24 protein-coding genes are annotated in these 21,813 nt (G+C 69.1%); 20 read left to right on the plus strand and 4 right to left on the minus strand.

Going from position 1 to position 21,813, the window contains the following annotated elements:
• Nucleotides 1-82: 82 nt before the first annotated feature.
• The gene (locus tag EDC36_RS12145) at nt 83-874 is read left to right on the plus strand and encodes an enoyl-CoA hydratase/isomerase family protein (protein WP_132963532.1); all 792 of its coding nucleotides are present in this window, start codon (nt 83-85) and stop codon (nt 872-874) included.
• A gap of 61 nt (nt 875-935) precedes the next feature.
• Here EDC36_RS12145 and EDC36_RS12150 read toward each other — a convergent pair whose 3' ends face one another.
• Nucleotides 936-1,760: an IclR family transcriptional regulator gene (locus EDC36_RS12150; RefSeq protein WP_132963533.1), complete on the minus strand. Its 825-nt coding sequence runs from the start codon at nt 1,758-1,760 to the stop codon at nt 936-938.
• A 172-nt stretch (nt 1,761-1,932) separates the two neighbouring features.
• On the opposite strand from EDC36_RS12150, the gene EDC36_RS12155 reads away from it, so the two are divergent.
• From EDC36_RS12155 to EDC36_RS12195, 9 genes are all read left to right on the plus strand, one after another.
• Nucleotides 1,933-2,889 carry an MBL fold metallo-hydrolase gene (locus tag EDC36_RS12155; protein ID WP_132963534.1) on the plus strand — a complete coding sequence of 319 codons (957 nt, stop codon included), beginning with the start codon at nt 1,933-1,935 and terminating at the stop codon, nt 2,887-2,889.
• 46 nt (nt 2,890-2,935) lie between these two features.
• On the plus strand, nt 2,936-3,481 hold the full coding sequence (locus EDC36_RS12160) for a VOC family protein (RefSeq protein WP_132963535.1): 546 nt from the start codon (nt 2,936-2,938) through the stop codon (nt 3,479-3,481).
• Nucleotides 3,482-3,578: 97 nt separating this feature from the next.
• Nucleotides 3,579-5,186, plus strand: coding sequence for an FAD-dependent oxidoreductase (locus EDC36_RS12165; protein WP_132963536.1), 1,608 nt, complete (start codon nt 3,579-3,581; stop codon nt 5,184-5,186).
• 38 nt (nt 5,187-5,224) lie between these two features.
• A complete protein-coding gene (locus EDC36_RS12170; protein WP_132963537.1) occupies nt 5,225-5,431 on the plus strand; it encodes a DUF2783 domain-containing protein in 207 nt (68 codons plus the stop codon).
• 36 nt (nt 5,432-5,467) lie between these two features.
• Entirely contained in the window at nt 5,468-6,784 is a 1,317-nt protein-coding gene (gene fahA / locus EDC36_RS12175; RefSeq protein WP_132963553.1) for a fumarylacetoacetase, read from the plus strand.
• A 213-nt stretch (nt 6,785-6,997) separates the two neighbouring features.
• The gene (locus EDC36_RS12180; protein ID WP_132963538.1) at nt 6,998-8,044 is read left to right on the plus strand and encodes a TRAP transporter substrate-binding protein; all 1,047 of its coding nucleotides are present in this window, start codon (nt 6,998-7,000) and stop codon (nt 8,042-8,044) included.
• A gap of 102 nt (nt 8,045-8,146) precedes the next feature.
• Nucleotides 8,147-8,668, plus strand: a complete 522-nt coding sequence (locus EDC36_RS12185; RefSeq protein ID WP_132963539.1) for a TRAP transporter small permease — start codon at nt 8,147-8,149, stop codon at nt 8,666-8,668.
• 1 nt (nt 8,669) lies between these two features.
• Entirely contained in the window at nt 8,670-9,992 is a 1,323-nt protein-coding gene (locus EDC36_RS12190) for a TRAP transporter large permease (RefSeq protein WP_132963540.1), read from the plus strand.
• Nucleotides 9,993-10,022: 30 nt separating this feature from the next.
• Nucleotides 10,023-10,961, plus strand: a complete 939-nt coding sequence (locus tag EDC36_RS12195) for an NAD(P)-dependent oxidoreductase (RefSeq protein WP_132963541.1) — start codon at nt 10,023-10,025, stop codon at nt 10,959-10,961.
• 14 nt (nt 10,962-10,975) lie between these two features.
• Here the strand turns inward: EDC36_RS12195 and EDC36_RS12200 are convergent, their stop codons facing one another.
• Nucleotides 10,976-11,953: a LysR family transcriptional regulator gene (locus tag EDC36_RS12200; RefSeq protein ID WP_132963542.1), complete on the minus strand. Its 978-nt coding sequence runs from the start codon at nt 11,951-11,953 to the stop codon at nt 10,976-10,978.
• A gap of 165 nt (nt 11,954-12,118) precedes the next feature.
• Between EDC36_RS12200 and EDC36_RS12205 the strand changes: the two genes are divergently transcribed.
• From EDC36_RS12205 to EDC36_RS12240, 8 genes are all read left to right on the plus strand, one after another.
• Nucleotides 12,119-12,844, plus strand: coding sequence for a substrate-binding domain-containing protein (locus EDC36_RS12205; RefSeq protein ID WP_243646586.1), 726 nt, complete (start codon nt 12,119-12,121; stop codon nt 12,842-12,844).
• 67 nt (nt 12,845-12,911) lie between these two features.
• Complete coding sequence (locus tag EDC36_RS12210) at nt 12,912-13,952, plus strand: amidohydrolase family protein (protein ID WP_132963543.1); 1,041 nt, start codon at nt 12,912-12,914, stop codon at nt 13,950-13,952.
• A 30-nt stretch (nt 13,953-13,982) separates the two neighbouring features.
• Entirely contained in the window at nt 13,983-14,669 is a 687-nt protein-coding gene (gene ligK, locus EDC36_RS12215; protein WP_132963544.1) for a 4-carboxy-4-hydroxy-2-oxoadipate aldolase/oxaloacetate decarboxylase, read from the plus strand.
• Nucleotides 14,670-14,686: 17 nt separating this feature from the next.
• Nucleotides 14,687-15,640 carry an amidohydrolase family protein gene (locus tag EDC36_RS12220; protein ID WP_132963545.1) on the plus strand — a complete coding sequence of 318 codons (954 nt, stop codon included), beginning with the start codon at nt 14,687-14,689 and terminating at the stop codon, nt 15,638-15,640.
• A 4-nt stretch (nt 15,641-15,644) separates the two neighbouring features.
• On the plus strand, nt 15,645-16,085 hold the full coding sequence (gene ligA, locus EDC36_RS12225) for a protocatechuate 4,5-dioxygenase subunit alpha (RefSeq protein WP_132963546.1): 441 nt from the start codon (nt 15,645-15,647) through the stop codon (nt 16,083-16,085).
• Nucleotides 16,086-16,107: 22 nt separating this feature from the next.
• A complete protein-coding gene (locus EDC36_RS12230) occupies nt 16,108-16,965 on the plus strand; it encodes a class III extradiol dioxygenase subunit beta (protein ID WP_132963547.1) in 858 nt (285 codons plus the stop codon).
• Nucleotides 16,962-17,945 (plus strand): Gfo/Idh/MocA family oxidoreductase, encoded by a 984-nt coding sequence (locus EDC36_RS12235; protein ID WP_132963548.1) that lies wholly within the window; start codon nt 16,962-16,964, stop codon nt 17,943-17,945. Before EDC36_RS12230 ends, EDC36_RS12235 begins: the two co-directional genes overlap by 4 nt.
• Before the next feature lie 82 nt (nt 17,946-18,027).
• The gene (locus EDC36_RS12240) at nt 18,028-19,032 is read left to right on the plus strand and encodes an aldo/keto reductase (protein WP_132963555.1); all 1,005 of its coding nucleotides are present in this window, start codon (nt 18,028-18,030) and stop codon (nt 19,030-19,032) included.
• Here EDC36_RS12240 and EDC36_RS12245 read toward each other — a convergent pair.
• Nucleotides 19,029-19,931 carry a LysR family transcriptional regulator gene (locus tag EDC36_RS12245; protein WP_132963549.1) on the minus strand — a complete coding sequence of 301 codons (903 nt, stop codon included), beginning with the start codon at nt 19,929-19,931 and terminating at the stop codon, nt 19,029-19,031. The genes EDC36_RS12240 and EDC36_RS12245 overlap by 4 nt on opposite strands.
• A gap of 120 nt (nt 19,932-20,051) precedes the next feature.
• Here EDC36_RS12245 and EDC36_RS12250 point away from each other — a divergent pair, with 120 nt between their 5' ends.
• Nucleotides 20,052-20,408: a protocatechuate 4,5-dioxygenase subunit alpha gene (locus EDC36_RS12250; protein WP_132963550.1), complete on the plus strand. Its 357-nt coding sequence runs from the start codon at nt 20,052-20,054 to the stop codon at nt 20,406-20,408.
• Between the two features lie 54 nt (nt 20,409-20,462).
• Entirely contained in the window at nt 20,463-21,314 is an 852-nt protein-coding gene (locus tag EDC36_RS12255) for a class III extradiol dioxygenase family protein (RefSeq protein ID WP_132963551.1), read from the plus strand.
• A 122-nt stretch (nt 21,315-21,436) separates the two neighbouring features.
• Here the strand turns inward: EDC36_RS12255 and EDC36_RS12260 are convergent.
• A partial coding sequence (locus EDC36_RS12260) for a PD-(D/E)XK nuclease domain-containing protein (RefSeq protein ID WP_207895081.1) occupies nt 21,437-21,813 on the minus strand: 377 nt, incomplete at its 5' end.

Consider the following 21,813-nt stretch of genomic DNA (forward strand, 5'->3'; position numbering starts at 1 on the left):
ACGATATGGGAAGCGTAGCGCATCCTCGACGCCGGCCGTACTGGGGTAAACCCTGAGTTCGGCTGGGGCATACTCGCGCGCCATGCGTACCCCCTCCGGCCCTCCGCAGTGGGCGCTGGCCGACGGCGTGGCCACCATCACCCTGTGCCGGCCGCAGCACCACAACCGTTTGCATCTGGACGATTTGCAGCGGCTGCGCGAACTCGTGCAGCGCGCCAACGACGACCCGCGCGTGCGCGTGCTGGTGTTGGCGGCGCGCGTGCGCGCGGGGGCGCGGCCGGTGTTCAGCGCAGGGTTTCACCTGGGGGATTTCGAGCGGGCCGAGGGCGGGGCCGGGGCGGCGGCGGACGCGTTTGTGCAGGCCGCCGATGCGCTGGCCGCCGCCCGGCCGGTGACGTTGGCGGCCCTGGGGGGCAGCGTCTACGGCGGCGCGGTGGACTTGGCGCTGGCGTGCGACCTGCGCGTGGGCGTGTTGGGCATGGAAGCGCGCGTGCCGGCGGCCGCGTTGGGGCTGCATTACGGCACCAGCGGGTTGCGCCGCGCGGTGGCGGTGTTGGGGCTGCCGGTGGCGCGGCGGCTGTTCGTGGCGGCCCATACCCTGGGCGCCGACGAGTTGCTGGCAAGCGGTTTTGTGGACGCGCTGGTGCCGCCGTCGGCGTTGGCGGCCGAGGTGCAGCGCCGCGCGCAGGCGTTGGCCGCGCTGGCGCCGCTGGCGGTGCAGGGCATGAAGCGCACGCTGCTGGAGCTGGCCACCGGCACGGGCGATGCGGCGACGTGGCGACAGCGCGAGCGGCTCACCCAGGCCAGCGCCGACTTCGCTGAGGGCCGCGCGGCGGCGCTGCAGCGGCGTGCGCCCCGTTTCGTGGGGCGCTGAAGCGGCGGCACAGGCGCGGTCGCGCGCCTGGCTGCGTCGGGCGCGGTGCCGTGGCCGCTGTTTACGCCGCGCCTGCGCCTGTGTAGCCCAGGCGCCGCGACAGCTGCTCACCGCAGGCGCGCAGCGCCTGCGCTTGCGGGCTGCCCACGCCAAGGTCCAACAAGGCGCTGGGGCCGATCGCGGCCAGCGCCAGCGCCAAGCGACCAAAGCCATCGAACACCGGCACCGCCATCGCGCTGATGCCTGGCAGCAGCTCGTCACGCACGCGGCTGAGCCGCTCGCGCCGAATGTCTTGCAGTTCGGCGGCAAAGGCGGGGTCGTCCAGGGCGGCGGCTTCACCTTCGCGCGCCAGCGCCTCGGCCACCGCCTGCGGTGGCGCGAAGGCGGCAAACACCTTGCCTGTGCCCGTGTGCCGCAGCGACGCGGGTGTGCCGTGGCGCATCGCCACGTGCACCGGCGTGGGCCCGTGCTCGACGTGCACGATGATCGGGCCCATCGGTCCCCACACCGCCGCCGACACCGTGCAGCCCAGCTGCGCGGCCAGCGCGGGCAGTTGCGCCACCGCCAGCCGCACCGGGTCCACCTGCTGCAGCCCGATCAGCCCCAACTGCAACGCCAGCGGCCCCAGCCCGTAGCGCCCGCTGACGGCGTCTTGCTCCACCAACCCCAGTTTGCCAAAGCTGACCAGGTACGGGTGGGCTTTGGCCGGGGTCATGCCCGCCGCGCGGGCCAGGTCTTTCAGGGCCAACGCGCTGCCGGCGCGCACCAGCGCTTTGAGCAATTGGCCGCCCACTTCGATGCTTTGGATGCCGCGCGGGCTGCGGGCGTCGCCGTCGTCGTCGGTGCCGCCGTTCGTCGCGGCGGGGTGCAGCGTGGGGTCGTTCATGCGCATCATTGTCGCTGCACGCCGGTCCGCATGGGCCGCGCCAGCACTACGGGTTTATACCTATGCGAATCGGTTTGACATGGTACAAAAACCTCGCGTAAGATCCGCATCAATGTATGACAAACGCGTTCGGCATGGTTGAATGATCATGCCGGCCTTCCAGGAGTCTCCGATGAGCGCCAAAGCCTTTGCCAGCCAGGCCGACCTGCAGGACAAGCAGGTCAGCTTCACCAAGCTGTCCGACCACGCCTACGCCTACACCGCCGAGGGCGACCCCAACACCGGCGTCGTCATCGGCGACAACGCCGTGATGGTCATCGACACCCAGGCCACGCCGGCCATGGCGCAGGACGTCATCCGCCGCATCCGCGAAGTCACCGACAAGCCCATCAAGTACGTGGTGCTGAGCCACTACCACGCGGTGCGGGTGCTGGGCGCCAGCGCGTACCAGCCCGAGCACATCATCGCCAGTCAGGACACCTACGACCTCATCGTCGAGCGTGGCGAGGCCGACAAGGCCAGCGAAATCGGCCGCTTTCCGCGTCTGTTCCGCGCGGTCGAAACCATTCCGCCGGGGCTGACGTGGCCCACCATCACCTTCACCGGCAAGATGACCCTGTGGCTGGGCAAGCTGGAGGTGCAACTGCTGCAGCTGGGCCGCGGCCACACCAAAGGCGATACGGTGGTCTGGTTGCCGCAGGAGCGCATCCTGTTCAGCGGCGACCTGGTCGAGTTCGACGCCACGCCTTACGCCGGTGACGCCTACTTCCGCGACTGGCCCAAGACGCTGGACAACATCGCCGCGCTGCAGCCGGCCAAGCTGGTGCCGGGGCGCGGTGCTGCGCTGACCACGCCCGAGCAGGTGCAGGCCGGCTTGGCGGGCACCAAGGCGTTCATCGAAGACGTGCGCGCCGCGGTGGAAGAGGGCGTGCGTGCCGGCAAAGACCTGCGCGCCGTGTACAAGGAAACCTACGCCCGGCTGCAGCCCAAGTACGGCCGCTGGGTCATCTTCGACCACTGCATGCCGTTCGACGTCACCCGCTGCTACGACGAAGTCACGCAGTACCCCGACCCGCGCATCTGGACCGCCGAGCGCGACCGCCAGATGTGGGAGGCGCTGGAAGGTTGACCCAACGCCCAGCCCGTCGCAACCACCCCGCCGCAGGAGACACGCCATGCGCATCGAACGCATCCACCACGTCGCTTACCGCTGCAAGGACGCCAAAGAGACCGTCGAGTGGTACGTCAAGCACCTGAACATGAAGTTCGTGCTGGCCATCGCCGAAGACCAAGTGCCCTCGACCAAGGCACCGGATCCCTACATGCACGTCTTCCTGGACGCCGGGCAGGGCAACGTGCTGGCGTTTTTCGAGCTGCCCAACTCCCCCGCGATGGGCAGGGACCCCAACACGCCGGAGTGGGTGCAGCACATCGCCTTCAAGGTCGACAGCGTGCGCACGCTGGAAGAGACCAAGGCGCGGCTGGAGGCGGCCGGCATCCCGGTGGTGGGCATCACCGACCACACGATCTTCAAGAGCATTTACTTCTTCGACCCCAACGGCCACCGTATCGAGCTGGCCGCCGACGTCGGCACGCCCGACATGTACGAGCGGCTCGACGCGGTCAAGTGGGACATGCTCAACGAGTGGGCGCAGACCAAGCGCGCACCGCGCCACGCCGCCTGGATGCACGAAAAAGAGTTCCACGCGGTGGACGGTTGAGCGCGCGCCGCTGGCCGTTTCATCCTGCTGATGTCCACACGCCCAACGCTCCCCGCGCGGGTGGCGTGGGGGTGGCTTTGCCCGGAGGTTCCCCATCATGCTGCACACCTACACCTACCCGCAGTACGCGTACCGCCCCAGCCCGGAGCAGGCCGAGGGCCGCCGCACGCGCCACCCCGTGGTCGTCGTCGGCGCCGGCCCGGTGGGCATGACGCAGGCGCTGGACCTGGCCGCGCGCGGCGTGCCGTGCGTCGTGCTGGACGACAACAACACGGTCAGCGTCGGCTCGCGGGCGGTGTGTTACGCCAAGCGCCCGCTCGAAATCTGGGACCGCCTGGGGCTGGGCGAAGCCTTGGTGGAGCAGGGCGTGCAGTGGAAGGTGGGCAAGGTGTTTTTCCGCGACGAGCTGGTGTACCAATTCGACCTGCTGCCGGAAGACCACCACAAGATGCCGGCGATGATCAACCTGCAGCAGTACTACCTGGAAGAGCGGCTGGTGCAGGCGTGCGAAGCATCACCACGGGTGGACCTGCGCTGGAAGCACAAGGTGCTGGCGGTGGAGCCACAGCCCGACCACGTGGTGCTGACGGTGGAAACACCGGACGGCATTTTCAAGATGGAGGCCCAATGGCTCATCGCCTGCGACGGCGCGCACAGCGACGTGCGCCGCATGATCGGGGCGGACTTCACCGGGCAGTTTTTTCAGGACCGGTTCCTCATCGCCGACGTGGTGATGAAGGCCGACTTTCCGACCGAGCGCTGGTTCTGGTTCGACCCGCCGTTCCACCGCAACCAGAGCGTGCTGCTGCACAAGCAGCGCGACAACGTCTGGCGCATCGACTTCCAACTCGGCTGGGACGCCGACCCCAACGAGGAAAAAAAGCCCGAACGCGTCATCCCGCGCATCCAGGCCATGCTGGGGCCGGATGTGCCGTTCGAGCTGGAGTGGGTGTCGGTGTACCAGTTCGCCTGCCGGCGCATCGACAACTTCCGCCACGGCCGCGTGCTGTTTGCCGGCGACGCGGCGCACCAGGTGTCGCCGTTTGGCGCGCGTGGCGCCAACAGCGGCGTGCAGGACTGCGACAACCTGAGCTGGAAGCTGGCCGCCGTGCTGGCCGGCGACGCGCCCGAGGCGCTGCTGGACACGTACCATTGGGAGCGGGCGCTCGCGGCCGATGACAACATCCGCAACTCGACGCGCTCGACCGACTTCATCACGCCCAAGAGCCGCGCGTCGCTGCGGCTGCGCAACGCCGTGCTGGAGCTGGCGCGCACCGAGCCGTTCGCGCGCCCGCTGGTCAACAGCGGCCGTCTGTCCACGCCGACGCCGTACCAGGGCTCGCCGCTGAACACCCCGGACAGCGAGCCGTTCGCGGGCCGCATGGTGCCCGGCATGTTCTGCGCCGACGCCCCGCTGGAGGTGCAGGGGCGCCCGGGGTGGCTGCTGGAGCAGCTCGGTCGCGGCTTCGTGCTGTTGAGTTTCGGCGCCGGCGCCGAGCCGGTGCGGGTGGGCAACGTGCAGGCCGACGTGCTGGAGGTTGGCCGTGACGTGCACGACCGTCTGGGCGTACTGACCGAACGTTACGACGGCCAGCCCGGCACCGTCTACCTGATCCGGCCCGACCAGTACGTGGCGGCCCGCTGGCGTCGCTTCGACGCGCAGGCCGTGCGCGCCGCGCTGTCCCGTGCCCTGGCGTTGGCCTGACGCCGCCCGCCAAGCGGCCCTCGATGGAGAAACCGACCATGCCCCTGATGCGACAGCCCAACATCGTCGATCACGACGCCTTTTACGAGGAGCTGATCGACGCCCAGCGCGACATGAACGACGAGCAGGCCGACATGTTCCTGGCCAAGCTCGTGCTCATCCTGGCCAACCACGTCGGCGATCGCGAGGTGCTGAGCCAGGCCATCCAACTGGCGCGCGCCAACACGCTGGCGCAGCGCGCTTGACGCGGCGCCACGCGTGCGCTACACCCCCACCGCATGATGACCGTCAACGAAACCCACGACCCAGCACTGCGCAGCTGGGTTGCCTCGGCACAGGCGCCGGGCACCGACTTTCCGATCCAGAACCTGCCGCTGGCGATTGTTCGCCGCCGCGGCCGTGGCGAACCTTGGCGTGGCGGCGTGGCCATCGGCGACCAGATCGTCGACCTGGCCGCGCTGCACCGCGCGCACCCGTGGGAAGGCCTGGCGGCCGAGGCGCTGGCCGCCGCGGCGCAACCCAAGCTCAACGCGCTGATGGGCCTGGGCCCGGCGCACTGGAGCGCGCTGCGCCGCGCGCTGTCGCAGGCGCTGCGCGAGGGCAGCGCGCTGCGCGCCACCGTCGAGCCGTGTCTGCTGCCCCAGGCCGACGCCGAGTACGACCTGCCGGCGCAGATTGGCGACTACACGGACTTTTACACCTCCGTGCACCACGCCACCAACATCGGCAAGCTGTTTCGACCCGACAACCCGCTGCTGCCCAACTACAAATGGGTGCCCATCGGCTACCACGGGCGCAGCTCCAGCATCGGCGTGTCGCCACAGGCGTTTCGGCGCCCGCGCGGCCAGATCAAGGCGCCCGACGCCGCCGCGCCGGTGCTGGCGCCCAGCCGGCGGCTGGACATCGAGCTGGAAATGGGCGTGTTCGTTGGGCCGGGCAACCCCTTGGGCGAGCCCATCCCCATCGAGCGGGCCGAAGACCACGTGTTCGGCGTCGTGCTGCTCAACGACTGGTCGGCACGCGACATCCAGGCCTGGGAGTACCAGCCGTTGGGGCCGTTTTTGGCCAAAAACTTCGCCACCACCATCTCGCCGTGGGTGGTCACGTGGGAGGCGCTGGCGCCGTACCGCGTGCCGTTCGAGCGGCCCGCGGGTGACCCGCCGCCGTTGCCCTACCTGGACGATGACGCCAACCGGCGCGCCGGCGGCGTGGACATCCACCTCAGCGTGGAGCTGCGCAGCGCGCGTATGGCCGCGCAGGGGCTGCCCGCGCACACGGTGGCCACCACCAACCTGCGCTACACCTACTGGACGGTGGCGCAGATGGTGGCCCACCACACCGTGGGGGGGTGCAACCTGCAGCCGGGAGACCTGCTCGGCACCGGCACGCTCTCAGGCCCCGAACCGCACCAGGCTGCGGCGCTGATCGAGCTCACCCAAGGAGGCAAACAGCCCTTGGTGTTGCCCAGCGGCGAGCAGCGCACCTTTTTGGAAGACGGCGATGAAGTGACGCTGCGCGGTTGGTGCCAGGCCCCGGGCGCAGCCCGCATCGGCTTTGGCACGTGCACCGGCACGGTGTTGCCCGCGCTGGCTGGCTGAGCGCCAGCCATACCGTTTTGCGATAGCAGCTTGACGGCATGCCGGTGGTTCGCCGGCGTGCATCACCCTACAGTGTGTGGTGGGGCGGTGCGGTGGTGGCCGCCGTGCGACCTCTAGGGAAAACCCCTACGCTGCCCCCCTGGCTGTGCAACACGTTAGTACAGATAATCATCAGTGTGCTGTCGTTTGGCCTCAACCCGAAGGAGACCCCCGATGAAGACCCCCTGGACCCTGCGCACCTTGTCCGTCGCGTTGGGCGGCGCCGTGCTGGCCGGCGCCGCATGGGCGCAGCAGGTGACGCTGCGCGTGCACCACTTTTTGCCGGCGCAAGGCTCGATCCCCAAGATGGCCATCGAGCCCTGGGCCAAGAAAGTCGAGGCCGACTCCGGCGGCCGCATCAAGGTGCAGGTGTTCCCGTCGATGCAACTGGGCGGCACACCGCCGCAATTGTTTGACCAGACCAAAGACGGCGTCGTGGACGTGTCGTGGACCGTGCTGGGCTACACGCCCGGGCGCTTCCAGCGCATGGAGGTGTTCGAAATCCCGTTCATCGCGCCGTCGCACGACCGCTCGGCCGAGGTGATGTCCAAGGCCGCGTGGGACTTTGCCAACAAGTTCGCGGCCGAGGAGTTCAAGGACGTCAAGCTGCTGGCGGTGCACACCCACGGCCCCGGCCTGATCCACACCAAGCAGCCGGTCACGGGGCTGGAGAGCCTGCGCGGCATGAAGATCCGTGGCGGCACGCGCATCGTCAACAACATGCTGGTCAAGCTGGGCGCCACCCCCGTGGGCATGCCGGTGCCGCAGGTGACCGAGGCGCTGTCCAAAGGGGTGATCGATGGCACCACGATCCCGTGGGAGGTCGGCCCCTCGCTGCGCGTGCACGAAATCGTCAAGAACCACACCACCTTTGGCGGTGATCGGGCGCTGTACACGATGGCGTTTGCGTTTTCGATGAACAAGGCCAAGTACGAGTCGCTGCCGCCCGACCTGAAAAAAGTCATCGACGCCAACAGCGGCGCGGCGTTGTCGGCGGCCTTCGGCAAGGCCATGGACGAAGCGGACAAGATCGGCCGCGACATCGCCCTCAAGGCCGGCAACAAGATCACCCAGCTCGATATCGCCGAAACCCAGCGCTGGCTGCGCACCGCCAGCAGCGTCGAGGATGATTGGGTCAAGGAAGTCAAGGGCAAGGGCATCGACGGTGCGGCGCTGCTGCGCGAGGCCCGTGCGCTGATCAAGCAGCACGACGCCAAGTAAACTCTTTGGCCGACCCCTGCAACGGGCGCGCAGCTCGGGCCAACGGGTGGCCCTGCGCGCCCGCGTCGTTGGGGCAGACACAACACACGAACGGCGACGAGCATGACGATTTGGGTTTTTCGGCTGGCCAAGTGGTCGGCCCTGGTGGGTGGGTTGGTGCTGGTGGCGCTGACCTTGATGAGCGTGGCCAGCATCACCGGACGGGCGCTGATCGGGCTTGGCCTGGGGCCGGTGCCGGGTGATTTCGAGCTGGTCGAAATCGGCACCGGTGTGGCGGTGTTTTTGTTTCTGCCCTGGACCTATTTGCGTGGGGGGCACGCCACGGTGGACTTGGTCTACGACCGCCTGCCCAAGGCGGTGCGCAAGGCGGTGTCGGCCGCGTGTGATGCGCTGATGCTGGCGTTGTGGGTCGTGCTGACCTGGAAGCTGTGGGACGGCATGCTGGAAAAGCGCGAATACCTCGAGACCTCGTTCATCCTGCAAATGCCCGTTTGGTGGGGGTATGCCGCAGGGCTGGTCGGGGCGGTCATCGGTTGTTTGGCCTACCTGACCCAAACGTTGATCACCTTGGGGCTGGCACGCTACCCCGAAGGCTGGCCGGTGCAGCACGCGGGGGGGCACTGACATGACCAGCATCGAATTGGCCGCGTGGTCGTTTCCGGTCCTGCTGGGGCTGATCTTCATCCGGGTGCCGATTGGCCTGGCGATGGCCTTGTGCGGCGTCGTGGGGGCATATTTCATCTACGGCAGCCCGGCGCCGCTGCTCAACCAGCTCAAGCACGCCACGTACACGACGTTTGCCAACTACAACCTGTCGGTGGTGCCGCTGTTTTTGTTGATGGGGCAGTTCGCCGCGCTGGGTGGGCTGTCGCGCTCGCTGTTCAAAGCGGCTGAAGCCTGGATCGGGCACTGGCGCGGCGGGGTGGCCATGGCCGCCGTGGGCGCCTGCGCGGGGTTTGGGGCCATTTGCGGCTCGTCGCTGGCCACCGCCGCGACGATGGGCCAGGTGGCGTTGCCCGAGCTGCGCCGTGCCGGCTACAGCGGGGCGCTGTCCACCGCGTGCCTGGCCGCCGGCGGAACGCTGGGCATCCTGATCCCACCGTCGGTGGTGCTGGTCATCTACGCCATCCTGACCGAACAAAACATCGCCAAGCTGTTTTTGGCCGCGTTCATTCCGGGCATTCTGGCCGCCATCGGCTACATCATCGTCGTTTCGATTTACGTGCGGCTCAAGCCTGACAGCGCTGGCCGCATGGAGCCGGTCCCGATGGCCGAACGCTGGCGCGCGCTGGTCAACACGTGGCCCGTGATCGTGATTTTTTTGGCCGTGGTGGGCGGCATCTACAGCGGCATTTTCACGCCCACCGAGGGCGCTGCGGTGGGCGCGTTTGGCACGGGGCTGGCCGCGTGGCTGTCGGGTGGGTTGACCTTCAAGTCGCTGCGCGAGTCGGTGTACGGCACGGCCATCGCCACCGGCATGATTTTCATGATCGTGCTGGGCGCGGGGTTGTACAACACGTTTTTGGCGCTGTCGCAACTGCCGCAGGAGCTGGCGCAGTGGGTCATCGGGCTGGGCCTGAGCCCGTGGGTGGTGCTGACCATCATCCTGGTGCTGTACCTGCTGCTGGGCTGCGTGATGGACTCGCTGTCGATGATCCTGCTGACCATCCCGATCTTTTTCCCGATGATCATGGGCTTGGACTTCGGCCTGCCGCCGGACGAAAAGGCCATCTGGTTTGGCATCTTGGTGCTGATCGTGGTCGAGGTCGGGTTGATCACGCCACCGGTGGGCATGAACCTGTTCGTCATCAACAACCTGGCGCGTGGCGTGCCCATCTCCCACACCTACCGGGGGGTGGCGCCGTTTGTCGTCAGCGACCTGGTGCGCACGGCCATCCTGGCGGCGTTTCCGGCCATCACGTTGTTTGCGCTGCGGTTGACATCCTGACACCTTGCGCTGGAAGTGAGGGGAGGTGCTATGTCGGCATCGTCACAAACGTCCAGTCCACCGCCGCGTCGCGTGGGCCTGATGGGCCTGGGCGAGGTGGGGACCATCTTCGCCCGTGGGCTGGCCCAGCAGGGGCTGGCGTGGGTGGGGGGCTGGGATGCCAAGCTCGCTGCGGGTCACCCCGAGGCCGAAGCCGTGCGCGCCCGCGCCACGCAGGCCGGGGCCGTGGTGTGCGCCGACCCGGCCGCGCTGTGCGCCGAGGCGCAGCTCGTCATCAGCGCCGTCACGGCGGCCAACACGCTGGCGGCGGCCGAGCAACTGGCGGCGCACCTGCGGCCAGGCACGTGGGTGCTGGACCTCAATTCGGCCTCGCCCGGCACCAAGCAGCAGGCCGCCGCCGCCGTCGAGGCGGCCGGGGGGCGCTACGTCGAAGCGGGTGTGATGACCTCGGTGCCGCCCTATGGGATGCGGGTGCCGATGCTGCTGGGCGGTCCGCACGCAGCGGCGTTGGCGCCCGTGTTGCAGGGCTGGGGCATGCAGGTGCAGGTGGCCAGCGACCGCTACGGCGTGGCCAGCGCCACCAAAATGTGCCGCAGCATCCTCATCAAGGGGCTGGAGGCCCTGGTCATCGAAAGCTACGCCGCAGCGCGGCACTACGGTGTCGAGGACGCGATGTTGGCCACGCTGCGTGAGACGTTCCCTGGCATCGACTGGGAAGCGCAGGGCAGCTACTTTTTCCAGCGCGTGGCACAGCACGGGCGTCGCCGCGCCGAGGAAATGCGCGAGGTTGCACGCACCGTGGCCGAGGCGGGCTTCGAGCCGACGATGGCGCGTGCCATCGCCGTCAAGGATGACTGGATGGCCGACCAACGCGCCGCTTCGCCGCTGGCCCCGCTGCCCCCCGCGGCGCCGTGGCGCGCGTGGGCCGATGCGCTGTTGGCGGCGCGGCAGCACACACCCAGCGGGTGACGGGAGCGCCGTCGTCAGCCTGGGCACTGCGCGGGCGGCGCCGGTGTCGCTCCGGCGGCAGGGTCCGGGGGCGATGACGGTACCCGTGGCGCCCCGTAGCGCTGGGCGCACAGCGTGCGGATCAGGTCGGCGGTGGCTTGCTGGGTCAGCGTGGCGGGGCGGCGGTCGCTGCTGGCCAACATCACGTGCGCGTGCAGCTCGGGCTGCGTCAGCGGGCGCGCGACCAGTTCCGACGCGTGGGGCGAAGTGGCCACCGCGTGCGGCGACAACACCGCCACCCCAACGCCGTCGGCGACCAGCTCCAGGATCGCCGCCACCCCGTCGATCTCCAGCTCCACCCGCGGCTTGAGCCCCAACGTGGCCAGCGCGGCTTCGACCTGCACGCGCAGCGCGTTGGGCCGGCTTGGGATGATCAGCGGCAGCGCCGCCACCTCGTGCAAGGCGATGGGCAGCGGAGGGTCCTCGGGCAGGCCGGGCGCGCGCCGCTGCACCAGCGCCAGCGGCTCGTCAAACAGCGGCTGCAGCGTGATGTCGGGCAGCCCCGGCGGGTTGTAGGCCAGCACCAGGTCCAGGTGGCCCTGCGTGAGCGCGTCCAGCATCGCCACGGTCAACCCTTCGCTGATCGACAGCGTGGCTTGCGGCAGGGCACGGCGAAACGCACGCGTCAAGGGCACCGCCAGCGTGCGCGCCAGGCTGGGCGGCAGCCCAATGGCCACCCGCCCGGCCAGCGCCCCGCGCACGCGGCCCAGCTCCTCGCGCGCGCGCTGCACCTGGTGCAGGATGCCGCGCGCATGCGCCAGCAGCACCTTGCCGGCTTCGGTCGGGATGGCGCCACGGCCGTTGCGCACCAGCAGGTGCTGGCGCAGCTCCACCTCCAGCGCGCGGATTTGGCGGCTCAGCGCCGGCTGCACCACGCCCAGGGCGTGGGCGGCGCGGGTGAAGCTGCCCAGTTCGGCCACGCGTACGAAATATTCCAGTTGCTTGAGGTCCATGGTGGGGACGGCAGGTTGGGAAGCGCCGGCGCTGCGCTTCGGCGCAGCCTGGGCCGAGCGCCCCTGCCATTGTAGGACGGCCCAGACTGAGGCATTACCGCGCGTGATAGCAGCTAGTGCAGCGATGCCGACCCGGCAGCGAGCCCCCTCGGCACAATCGACGCCATGCACACCCCAACCGACCACGACGGCACGTCCGCCACCGTGACCCTGCGCGGCATCTCCTCGATGGCCACGCGCCTGGTGCTGGCCGACTTGGCCCAGGCCTGGCAGGCCGCCGGGGGCGTGCCGCTCATGATCGAGTCGGTCGGCGGGGTCGACGCCGCGCGCCGCGTGGCCGCGGGCGAGGCGTTCGACCTGGTGTTTTTGGCCCGTGATGCGCTGCAAACGCTGGCGCAGCAAGGGCATGTGCAGGGTGACAGCATCGTGGACTTGGTGCGCTCGCCGGTGGCGGTGGCCGTGCCGCTGGGGGCGCCCCAGCCAGACATCACCAGCGCCGCGGCGCTGCGGGCAGCGGTGCTGGCGGCGCCGCGCATCGGCGTGTCCACCGGCCCCAGCGGCCAGGCGCTGCAGCGGCTGTTCGACGACTGGGGGCTGGGCGAGCACGTGCGCCAGCGCCTCGTCGTGCCGCCACCGGGGGTGCCGGTGGGCAGCCTGGTGGCGTCGGGCGAGGTTGACCTGGGGTTCCAGCAGCTCAGCGAGCTGATCCACATCCCCGGCATCCAGCGGGTTGGCACCCTGCCGCCCGAGCTGGGGTTGGTGACCGTGTTTGCCGGCGCGGTGGCGTGCCGCAGCCCCCACGACGACAGCGCACGCCGCGTGTTGGCCTTCATGGCGTCCCCCGTGGCCGACGAGGCCAAGCGTCGCCAAGGGATGGAGCCAGCCCGATGATGTCCCCTGCGTTGGCCACCACCACGAGCGCGCGGCCCCCCATCGACCCAGCCCCTCGGAGCACCGCATGAGACCCCCCCTCGTCATCGACGTCCACGGCCACTACACCACCGCGCCCAAGGCGCTGGAAGCATGGCGCAACCGCCAGATCGCCGGCCTCAACGACCCGGCCCAGACGCCGTCGCCAAGCGAGTTGCGCATCAGCGACGACGAGATCCGCGAGTCGATCGAGACCAACCAGCTCGCCAAGATGCGCGAGCGCGGTGGTGACCTGACCATCTTCAGCCCGCGCGCCAGCTTCATGGCGCACCACATCGGCGACTTCAACACCTCGGCCACCTGGGCCGCGATCTGCAACGAGCTGGTCTACCGCGTCACGCAACTGTTTCCCGACCATTTCGTTGGCGCGGCGATGCTGCCGCAGTCGCCGGGGGTGGATCCGCGCACCTGCATCCCCGAGCTGCGCAAGTGCATCGAGCAGTACGGCTTCGTCGGCATCAACCTCAACCCTGACCCCTCGGGTGGGCACTGGCGCGAGCCGCCGCTGACCGACCGCTGGTGGTACCCGATCTACGAGGTCATGGTCGAGTACGACATCCCCGCCATGGTGCACGTCAGCACCTCGTGCAACGCGTGCTTTCACACCACCGGCGCGCACTACATCAACGCCGACACCACGGCGTTCATGCAGTTGATCCAGGGCGATCTGTTCAAGGACTTCCCGACGCTGCGCTTCATCATCCCGCACGGGGGCGGCGCCGCGCCGTACCACTGGGGGCGCTACCGCGGGCTGGCGCAGGAGCTCAAAAAGCCGCCGTTGCAGCAACACCTGCTGGGCAACGTGTTTTTCGACACCTGCGTGTACCACCAGCCGGGCATCGATTTGCTGACCAAGGTCGTGCCGGTGGACAACATCCTGTTCGCCAGCGAGATGATCGGCGCGGTGCGCGGCATCGACCCCGAAACCGGCCACCACTACGACGACACCAAGCGCTACGTGCTGGCCACGCCGCACCTGGACGAGGCGGCCCGCCGCAAGGTGTTCGAGACCAACGCGCGGCGGGTCTTCCCGCGCCTGGACGCCAAGCTCAAGGCGCGCGGCCTGTGACCCACCCCCACTGACGCAGGAGGACTCCCGATGCACTACGAACTCGGTGTCGTGTACCGCCGCATTGAGCGCGCGCCGCGCGACGTCGCCGACGCGCTGGCCGCCTTTGGCAGCGCCACCGTGCACGAAGCCATGGGCCGTGTCGGCCTGATGAAGCCCTACATGCGACCCATTTACCCGGGCGCGCAGGTGTCGGGCACCGCCGTCACGGTGCTGCTGCACCCGGGCGACAACTGGATGATGCACGTCGTGGCCGAGCAAATCCAGCCCGGCGACGTGGTCGTGGCCGCCATCAGTGCCGAGTGCTGCGACGGCTACTTCGGCGACCTGCTGGCCACCAGCTTTCAGGCGCGCGGCGCGCGCGCGCTGGTCATCGACGCCGGCGTGCGCGACGTCAAAACGCTGACCGAGATGGGCTTTCCCGTGTGGAGCAAGTGCATCAGCGCCAAAGGCACGATCAAGGCCACACTGGGCTCGGTCAACATCCCGGTGCTGTGCGCGGGCGCCCTGGTGCACCCTGGCGACGTGATCGTGGCCGACGACGACGGCGTGGTGGTGGTGCCGCGCGACAAGGCCGCGGCCACGCTGGAGGCCGCCCGCAAGCGCGAAGCCAACGAAGCCGCCAAGCGCGCCAAGCTGGCCGCTGGCGTGCTGGGGTTGGACATGTACGACATGCGCCCGGCGCTGGCCCAGGCGGGCCTGCGCTACATCGACTGAAGCGGGGGAGGGTTGCGATGGACCGACCCACCACCGGTGGCTTTGTCAAAACGCCCGGCTGGCTCGACTGGTACGAGGGGCCGAGCCAGCCGCACTTTCAGTTGCCCCCTGGCGCCGTGGACGCCCACTGCCACGTCTTTGGCCCGGGCGAGCGTTTCCCCTACGCGCCCGAGCGCAAATACACCCCCTGCGACGCCAGCAAGGAGCAGCTCTTTGCGCTGCGTGACCACCTGGGGTTTGCGCGCAACGTCATCGTGCAAGCCACCTGCCACGGCGCCGACAACCGCGCGTTGGTGGACGCCTGCGTGGCCAGCGGCGGGCGCGCGCGTGGCGTGGCCACCGTGCGGCGCAGCGTCACCGACGCCGAACTGCAAGCGCTGCACAGCGCCGGCGTGCGCGGTGTGCGCTTCAATTTTGTCAAGCGCCTGGTGGACTTCACGCCCAAGGACGAGCTGCTGGAGATCGCCCAGCGCATCGCGCCGCTGGGCTGGCACGTCGTGGTGTACTTCGAGGCACAGGACCTGCCCGAGCTGTGGGACTTTTTCACCGCGCTGCCCACCGTCGTGGTGGTCGATCACATGGGCCGCCCGGACGTGCGCAAGCCGCTGGATGGCCCCGAGTTTGGCCTGTTCGTGCGGCTGTTGCGCGAACACCCCAACATCTGGACCAAGGTCAGCTGCCCCGAGCGACTGTCCGTGTCCGGTCCGCCAGCGCTGCCTGGGCGCTGCGGCCCCAACCAACCGCCCTACGCGGACGTGATCCCGTTTGCCCGCCACCTGGTGCAGACCTTCCCCGACCGCGTGCTGTGGGGCACCGACTGGCCGCACCCCAACCTCAAGGACCACATGCCCGACGACGGGCTGCTGGTGGACGTCATCCCGCACATCGCACCCACGCCCGAGCTGCAGCGCAAGCTGCTCGTGGACAACCCCATGCGCCTGTACTGGCCCGACGAGGTTCAAGGAGGCTGATCCCATGGCCCTGCACAAACCCTACGCCGACATTCCCGGCACCGTCATCTTCGACGCCGACCAATCGCGCAAGGGCTACTGGCTCAACCAGTTTTGCATGAGCCTGATGAAGCCCGAAAACCGCCAGCGCTTCCTGGCCGACCGCCGCGCCTACCTGGACGAGTGGCCGATGACCGAAGAGCAAAAACAGGCCGTGCTCGACGGCGACCTCAACCGCTGCATCCAGCTGGGCGGCAACATTTACTTTTTGGCCAAGCTCGGCGCCACGCACGGCAAGAGTTTTCAGCAGATGGCGGGCTCGATGACCGGCATGACCGAAGAGGAGTACCGCGCGATGATGCTGCGCGGGGGACGCTCGATCGAGGGCAACCGCCACCTGGGGGAGGACGGCGACGCCCAGCCGCACCGCCAGCCCCAAGGCCACGGCAGTGGCCGCCTGCTGTGACCACCCCCGGGAGACCTCATCCATGGCACGCATCACCGCCTCCGTCTACACCAGCCACGTGCCCGCCATCGGCGCGGCCATCGACCTGGGCAAAACCCACGAGCCGTACTGGCAGCCGCTGTTTGCCGGCTACGAGTTTTCCAAGCAGTGGCTGCGCGAGCACACGCCCGACGTCGTGTTCCTGGTCTACAACGACCACGCCACCGCGTTCAGCCTGGAGCTGATCCCGACCTTCGCCATCGGCACCGCGGCCGAATTCCCCATCGCCGACGAGGGCTGGGGGCCGCGGCCCGTGCCGCCGGTGATCGGCCACCCGGAGCTGGCCAGCCACATCGCGCAAAGCGTCATCCAAGAGGACTTCGACCTCACCATCGTCAACAAGATGGCGGTGGACCACGGCCTGACCGTGCCCTTGTCGCTGATGTGCGGTCAGCCGCAGGCGTGGCCGTTCAAGGTCATCCCGTTCGCCGTCAACGTGGTGCAGTACCCGGTGCCCAGCGGACGGCGCTGCTTTGCGCTCGGGCAGGCCATCCGCCGCGCGATCGAAAGCTTCGACGACGACCTCAACGTGCAGATTTGGGGCACCGGCGGCATGAGCCACCAGCTGCAGGGGCCGCGCGCCGGCCTCATCAACCGCGAGTGGGACAACCGCTTCCTGGACCGCCTGATCGACGACCCGGCCGCCTTGGCCGAGGTGCCGCACATCGAATACGTGCGCGAGGCCGGCTCCGAGGGCATCGAGCTCGTGATGTGGCTGATCGCCCGCGGCGCCATGGCCGACGTGGCCGGCGGACCCAAGCCGCGCGTGGCGCACCGCTTTTACCATGTTCCGGCGAGCAACACCGCCGTGGGACACCTGATTTTGGAGAACGCCGCATGACCATCCAAGTCGCCCTGGCCGGGCCGGGGGCCTTTGGCCAAAAACACCTCGACGCCATCCGCAACATCCCCGACGTCAAAGTCGTTTCGCTGATCGGGCGCGAGCCCAACCAAACCCGCGAGGTGGCCGACAAGTACGGCATCCCGCATACCAGCACCGAGCTGGCCGACGCACTGGCCATGCGCGAGGTGGACGCGGTGATCCTGTGCACCCCCACCCAAATCCACGCCCGGCAGGCCAAGCAGTGCCTGGAGGCCGGCAAGCACGTGCAGGTGGAAATCCCGCTGTGCGACGTGCTGCGCGAGGGCGAGGAAGTGGTCGAGCTGCAGCGCCAGACGGGTCTGGTGGCCATGGTCGGCCACACGCGCCGCTTCAACCCCAGCCACCAGTGGGTGCGCCGCCGCATCCTGGCCGGCGCGTACACGATCCAGCAAATGGACGTGCAGACCTACTTTTTCCGGCGCACCAACATGAACGCGTTGGGTCAGCCGCGCTCGTGGACCGACCACCTGCTGTGGCACCACGCCGCGCACACGGTGGACCTGTTCGCGTACCAGACGCGCAGCCCCATCGTGCAGGCGCACGCCATCCAGGGGCCGTACCACCCTGAACTCAAGATCGCGATGGACATGAGCATCCAGCTCAAGGCGGCCAGCGGGGCGATTTGCACGCTGTCGCTGTCGTTCAACAACGACGGCCCGCTGGGTACGTTCTTCCGCTACATCGGCGACACCGGCACCTACATCGCCCGCTACGACGACCTGGTGCAGTCGCACAGCAAGGGGCCCGAGACGCCGATCGACGTGTCCGACGTGGACGTGTCGCTCAACGGCATCGAGCTGCAGGACCGCGAGTTCTTTGCCGCGATCCGCGAGGGCCGCGAGCCCAACGCCAGCGTGGCCCAGGTGCTGCCGTGCTACCAGGTGCTGCACCAGTTGGAGCAGCAGTTGCTGGCCGACAACGGCCCAGCGCCGCGCTAACGCCGCGGGGCCAGCCATGGGTCCGTCCATGCCCCCCGCCGCCCCCGTCACCTGGCCGCTGCTCAAGGCGCCGCCCACCCCGCTGCCGCAGCGGCGGTTGGGGCCGTTCAGCGTTTCGGCCATCGGGCTGGGCTGCATGAACATCTGCCACGCCTACGGCGAGCCAGTGCCCGAGGCCGACGCCGCGCGGCTGCTGCTGGCGGCGCTGGACGCCGGCGTGACGCACTTCGACACCGCCGCCCTGTACGGCTTTGGCGTGTCGGAGACGCTGCTGGGCAAATACCTGGGGGTGCACCGCGACCGCTTCGTGCTGGCCAGCAAATGCGGCATGACCGGCGTGGACCTGCGCGGCGACGGCAAGCGGGTGCGTGTGATCGATGGGCGGCCGGCCACCCTCAAGGCCACCTGCGACGAAGCGCTGCAGCGCCTGCGCACCGACGTCATCGACCTGTACTACCTGCACCGCTGGGACAAACGCGTGCCGATCGAAGACAGCGTCGGTGCCCTGGCCGACTTGGTGCGCGCGGGCAAGGTTCGCGCCATCGGGTTGAGCGAAGTGTCGGCGGCGACGCTGCGGCGCGCCCATGCGGTGCATCCGATTGCCGCCGTGCAGTCGGAGTATTCGCTGTGGACGCGCAACCCCGAAATCGCCGTGCTGGACGCCTGCCGCGAGCTGGGGGTGGCGTTCGTGGCGTTCAGCCCGCTGGGCCGCGGCGTGTTCACCAGCAGCCCTCCCGACCCCCAGGCGTTGCACGCGCAAGACATCCGCCGCGCGATGCCGCGCTTCGCCCCCGAGCACTGGCCGCGCAACCTGGCCCTGCGCGCGCGGTTGGTGGCCTTGGCCGAGGCGGTGGGCTGCACGCCGGCGCAGCTGGCGCTGGCGTGGGTGCTGACGCGCGGTGAGCACGTGCACGCGCTGCCCGGCACCACCCGTGTGACGCACCTGCTCGAAGACCTGGGCGCGCTCAACGTGCGGCCGGGGGCGGACGTGCTGGCCCAGCTGGATGCTGTCTTTGCCCCCGGCGCGCCCAGCGGCGCCCGCTACAACGCGCAGGGCGAAGACGAGGTGGACACCGAGCGTTTTTAGTCCGTGACGGCGGCGGCCACCGCCACCAGCTGCGCGCGCAGCCAGCGCAGCGCCGGGTCGTCGTGGTCGCGGCGGTGCCACACCAGGTACATGGGCAGGGGCGGGCAGGGCAGCGGCGGCTCCACCCACGCCAGCCCCGCCAGCAGGTGGTGGGCCAGCCGCGCCGGGGCGGTGGCCAGCAGGTCGCTGCCGCGCAGCAGCGCCCCCAGGCCCGCAAACCCCGGTACCGTGACGCGAATGCGCCGCTGCACCCCACGGCGCAGCAGCGCGTCGTCCAACGCCAGCGTGCGCCGCGGTTCGTAGACCACGGTGGCGTGCTCCGCCGCCAGGTACTCCTGCAGGTTGGTGGGGGCAGGGCGCTGGGTGGGGTCGTGGTACACCACCCAGCGGTCCACGAACACGCGCCGCTGCAACAGGTCGTGCACCTGCGGCGGCCGCGGTGTCAACAACAGGTGCGCGTGGCGGTCGCGCAGCAGCTCGGGCGTGGGGGCGCCCGAGGGGATGATGCGCAGCGTCACCCCGGGGGCGGCTGTGCGCAGGCGCGCCAGCAGCGGCGGCACCAGCACGTCGCGCTGCAAATCGTTGGCCGCGATCGTGATTTCAGCCTGCCAGCGCGCCGGGTCGAAGGCCTGCGCATGCGCCAGCCGCTGCAACGCCGCCAACAGCTCGCGCGCGGGCTCAGCCAGGCTGAGCGCCCGCGCGGTCGGCACGATGCCCCGTCCGCTTTTGACGAACAGCGGATCCCCCAAAACCTCGCGCAGGCGCTGCACGCCATGGCTCACCGCCGACTGCGTCAAACCCAGGTGTTGCGCCGCGCGCGTGAAGGACCCCGTCTCGAGTACCGCCAGCAGCAGCCGCAACGCGCGCGGGTCCAGCGCCGATTCATCAAATCCATTCATGCATCGTATCTTGACGGATCGGTTTACACGATGCAAGCCCTGCGCCACACTGCCGCAGCGGCACGGCAGGCGCACCGCTGCCACCCCGCCGCCGCGTTTGTTTCTGAGGAGACCGGCCCCATGAACCAACCCCATCACCGTCCCATCCCCGGCACGCAGCCGTTTGACGGCGCGCTGGCGCAGCAAGGCTACGCGCTCAACAAAATGTGTTTTTCGTTCAACGACGCCGCCAACCGCGAGGCGTTTCGCGCCGACCCCGAAGGCTACATGCAACGTTACGGCCTGACCGAGGCGCAAAAGCAAGCGGTGCGCAGCGGCCAGGTGTTGGCGATGCTGGCCGCGGGCGGCAACGCCTACTACCTGGCCAAACTGGCTGGCATCTACGGCCTGGACATGCAGGACATCGGCGCGCAGCAAACCGGCGTCACCAAAGCCGAGTTCCAGGCCAAGCTGGTCGCAGCCAACCAGCAGTGCTGAACGCCGCCACCGCGGCCAGCGTCATCCATCCCCTTGTTTCTCAGGATCCTCACCATGGCCCAGATCGTCGGTGGCTTGGCCACCTCGCACATCCCCGCCATTGGCAACGCCATCGCCAAAGGCAAACAGCACGAGCCGTACTGGAAGCCGTTTTTCGATGGTTTTCCGCCCATCCACGCCTGGTTGCAACAGGTGCAGCCGGAGGTGGTCGTGGTGTTTTACAACGACCACGGCCTCAACTTCTTTCTCGACAAACTGCCCGCCTTTGCCATCGGCGCCGCGGCCGAATACCGCCACGCGGACGAGGGGTGGGGCATTCCCACCACGGCCCCGCTGGCGGGCTGCCCCGAGCTGTCATGGCACCTGGTCGAGCAGCTCACCGCGGCCGAGTTCGACCTGACCGTGTGCCAGGAAATGTTGGTCGATCACGCCTGCACGGTGCCGTTTCAGCTCTTTTGGCCAGATCAGCAGCCGGCGCCGGTGCGCATCGTGCCCATCCACATCAACACCGTGCAGTTTCCGCTGCCCACGGCGCGCCGCGTCTACGAACTGGGCCGCGCCGTGGGCCGTGCGATCGGCCGCTGGGACGACACGCGCCGCGTGGCCGTGATGGGCACCGGGGGGCTGAGCCACCAGCTTGAGGGCGAGCGCGCGGGCTTCATCAACAAACGCTTCGACCTGCAATTCCTGCAGAGCATGGAGACCAACCCGCAGTGGGCCACGCAGTTTTCCGACCGCGAGCTGGTCGAGCTGGCCGGCACGCAGGGGGTCGAGCTGCTGATGTGGCTGGCCATGCGCGCGGCGCTCACCGAAGCCGGCAGCGGCGTGCGCCTGGTGCACCGCAATTACCACATCCCCATTTCCAACACCGCCACGGGCGTCATCGCACTGGAAGCGATGCCCTGAACACGGGGGCCGCGACACGGTGCCCTCGGGGGGGCATCGTAGCCTGTGTGTGGCAGCGGCCGCGAAGCGTAAAGGGCAGTGGGAAGGGGGGGCTGTGCCGGCGAGCCGCAGGGCACGGTGGGTCAGCGACCGTCTGCTTGCCGCACGTCCCACCCCACGATTTGCCTGCGCGTGCGGCTGAACTCCACGCCGACTTCGATCACACGCTCCACGCCCGGCGCGCCGCGGTGCTTGGCCGCGTAGTCCTTGGCCTGCAACTGCCGCAGCGCCTCGCCCGTGCCTTGCTCGCCGTCCACGACCTTGAATTCGAACACCCACGCGGTGCCGGCGTGCTTGACGGTGAGGTCGCATTGCCCTTCGTTGCTGACATCTTCAGCGATGATCTCCACCCCGAGGCTGGCCAGGTGGCTGTAGCAGACGCTGGCAAAGTAGCCCTCGTACTGCGCGATCGGGTTGGCACGGTACCAGTCGTGCGGGATGGAGGCGAACAGCCGCTCGA

Origin of the sequence: Tepidimonas ignava, assembly GCF_004342625.1 — a bacterium.
GTDB lineage: Bacteria > Pseudomonadota > Gammaproteobacteria > Burkholderiales > Burkholderiaceae_C > Tepidimonas > Tepidimonas ignava.

What these genes read in the sequence shown, in the direction of transcription:
- EDC36_RS12145 (WP_132963532.1), top strand. Translation starts at nt 83, where the DNA reads ATGCGTACCCCCTCCGGCCCTCCGCAGTGGGCGCTGGCCGACGGCGTG.
- EDC36_RS12150 (WP_132963533.1), bottom strand. Translation starts at nt 1,760, where the DNA reads ATGAACGACCCCACGCTGCACCCCGCCGCGACGAACGGCGGCACCGAC.
- EDC36_RS12155 (WP_132963534.1), top strand. Translation starts at nt 1,933, where the DNA reads ATGAGCGCCAAAGCCTTTGCCAGCCAGGCCGACCTGCAGGACAAGCAG.
- EDC36_RS12160 (WP_132963535.1), top strand. Translation starts at nt 2,936, where the DNA reads ATGCGCATCGAACGCATCCACCACGTCGCTTACCGCTGCAAGGACGCC.
- EDC36_RS12165 (WP_132963536.1), top strand. Translation starts at nt 3,579, where the DNA reads ATGCTGCACACCTACACCTACCCGCAGTACGCGTACCGCCCCAGCCCG.
- EDC36_RS12170 (WP_132963537.1), top strand. Translation starts at nt 5,225, where the DNA reads ATGCCCCTGATGCGACAGCCCAACATCGTCGATCACGACGCCTTTTAC.
- fahA (WP_132963553.1), top strand. Translation starts at nt 5,468, where the DNA reads ATGACCGTCAACGAAACCCACGACCCAGCACTGCGCAGCTGGGTTGCC.
- EDC36_RS12180 (WP_132963538.1), top strand. Translation starts at nt 6,998, where the DNA reads ATGAAGACCCCCTGGACCCTGCGCACCTTGTCCGTCGCGTTGGGCGGC.
- EDC36_RS12185 (WP_132963539.1), top strand. Translation starts at nt 8,147, where the DNA reads ATGACGATTTGGGTTTTTCGGCTGGCCAAGTGGTCGGCCCTGGTGGGT.
- EDC36_RS12190 (WP_132963540.1), top strand. Translation starts at nt 8,670, where the DNA reads ATGACCAGCATCGAATTGGCCGCGTGGTCGTTTCCGGTCCTGCTGGGG.
- EDC36_RS12195 (WP_132963541.1), top strand. Translation starts at nt 10,023, where the DNA reads ATGTCGGCATCGTCACAAACGTCCAGTCCACCGCCGCGTCGCGTGGGC.
- EDC36_RS12200 (WP_132963542.1), bottom strand. Translation starts at nt 11,953, where the DNA reads ATGGACCTCAAGCAACTGGAATATTTCGTACGCGTGGCCGAACTGGGC.
- EDC36_RS12205 (WP_243646586.1), top strand. Translation starts at nt 12,119, where the DNA reads ATGCACACCCCAACCGACCACGACGGCACGTCCGCCACCGTGACCCTG.
- EDC36_RS12210 (WP_132963543.1), top strand. Translation starts at nt 12,912, where the DNA reads ATGAGACCCCCCCTCGTCATCGACGTCCACGGCCACTACACCACCGCG.
- ligK (WP_132963544.1), top strand. Translation starts at nt 13,983, where the DNA reads ATGCACTACGAACTCGGTGTCGTGTACCGCCGCATTGAGCGCGCGCCG.
- EDC36_RS12220 (WP_132963545.1), top strand. Translation starts at nt 14,687, where the DNA reads ATGGACCGACCCACCACCGGTGGCTTTGTCAAAACGCCCGGCTGGCTC.
- ligA (WP_132963546.1), top strand. Translation starts at nt 15,645, where the DNA reads ATGGCCCTGCACAAACCCTACGCCGACATTCCCGGCACCGTCATCTTC.
- EDC36_RS12230 (WP_132963547.1), top strand. Translation starts at nt 16,108, where the DNA reads ATGGCACGCATCACCGCCTCCGTCTACACCAGCCACGTGCCCGCCATC.
- EDC36_RS12235 (WP_132963548.1), top strand. Translation starts at nt 16,962, where the DNA reads ATGACCATCCAAGTCGCCCTGGCCGGGCCGGGGGCCTTTGGCCAAAAA.
- EDC36_RS12245 (WP_132963549.1), bottom strand. Translation starts at nt 19,931, where the DNA reads ATGAATGGATTTGATGAATCGGCGCTGGACCCGCGCGCGTTGCGGCTG.
- EDC36_RS12250 (WP_132963550.1), top strand. Translation starts at nt 20,052, where the DNA reads ATGAACCAACCCCATCACCGTCCCATCCCCGGCACGCAGCCGTTTGAC.
- EDC36_RS12255 (WP_132963551.1), top strand. Translation starts at nt 20,463, where the DNA reads ATGGCCCAGATCGTCGGTGGCTTGGCCACCTCGCACATCCCCGCCATT.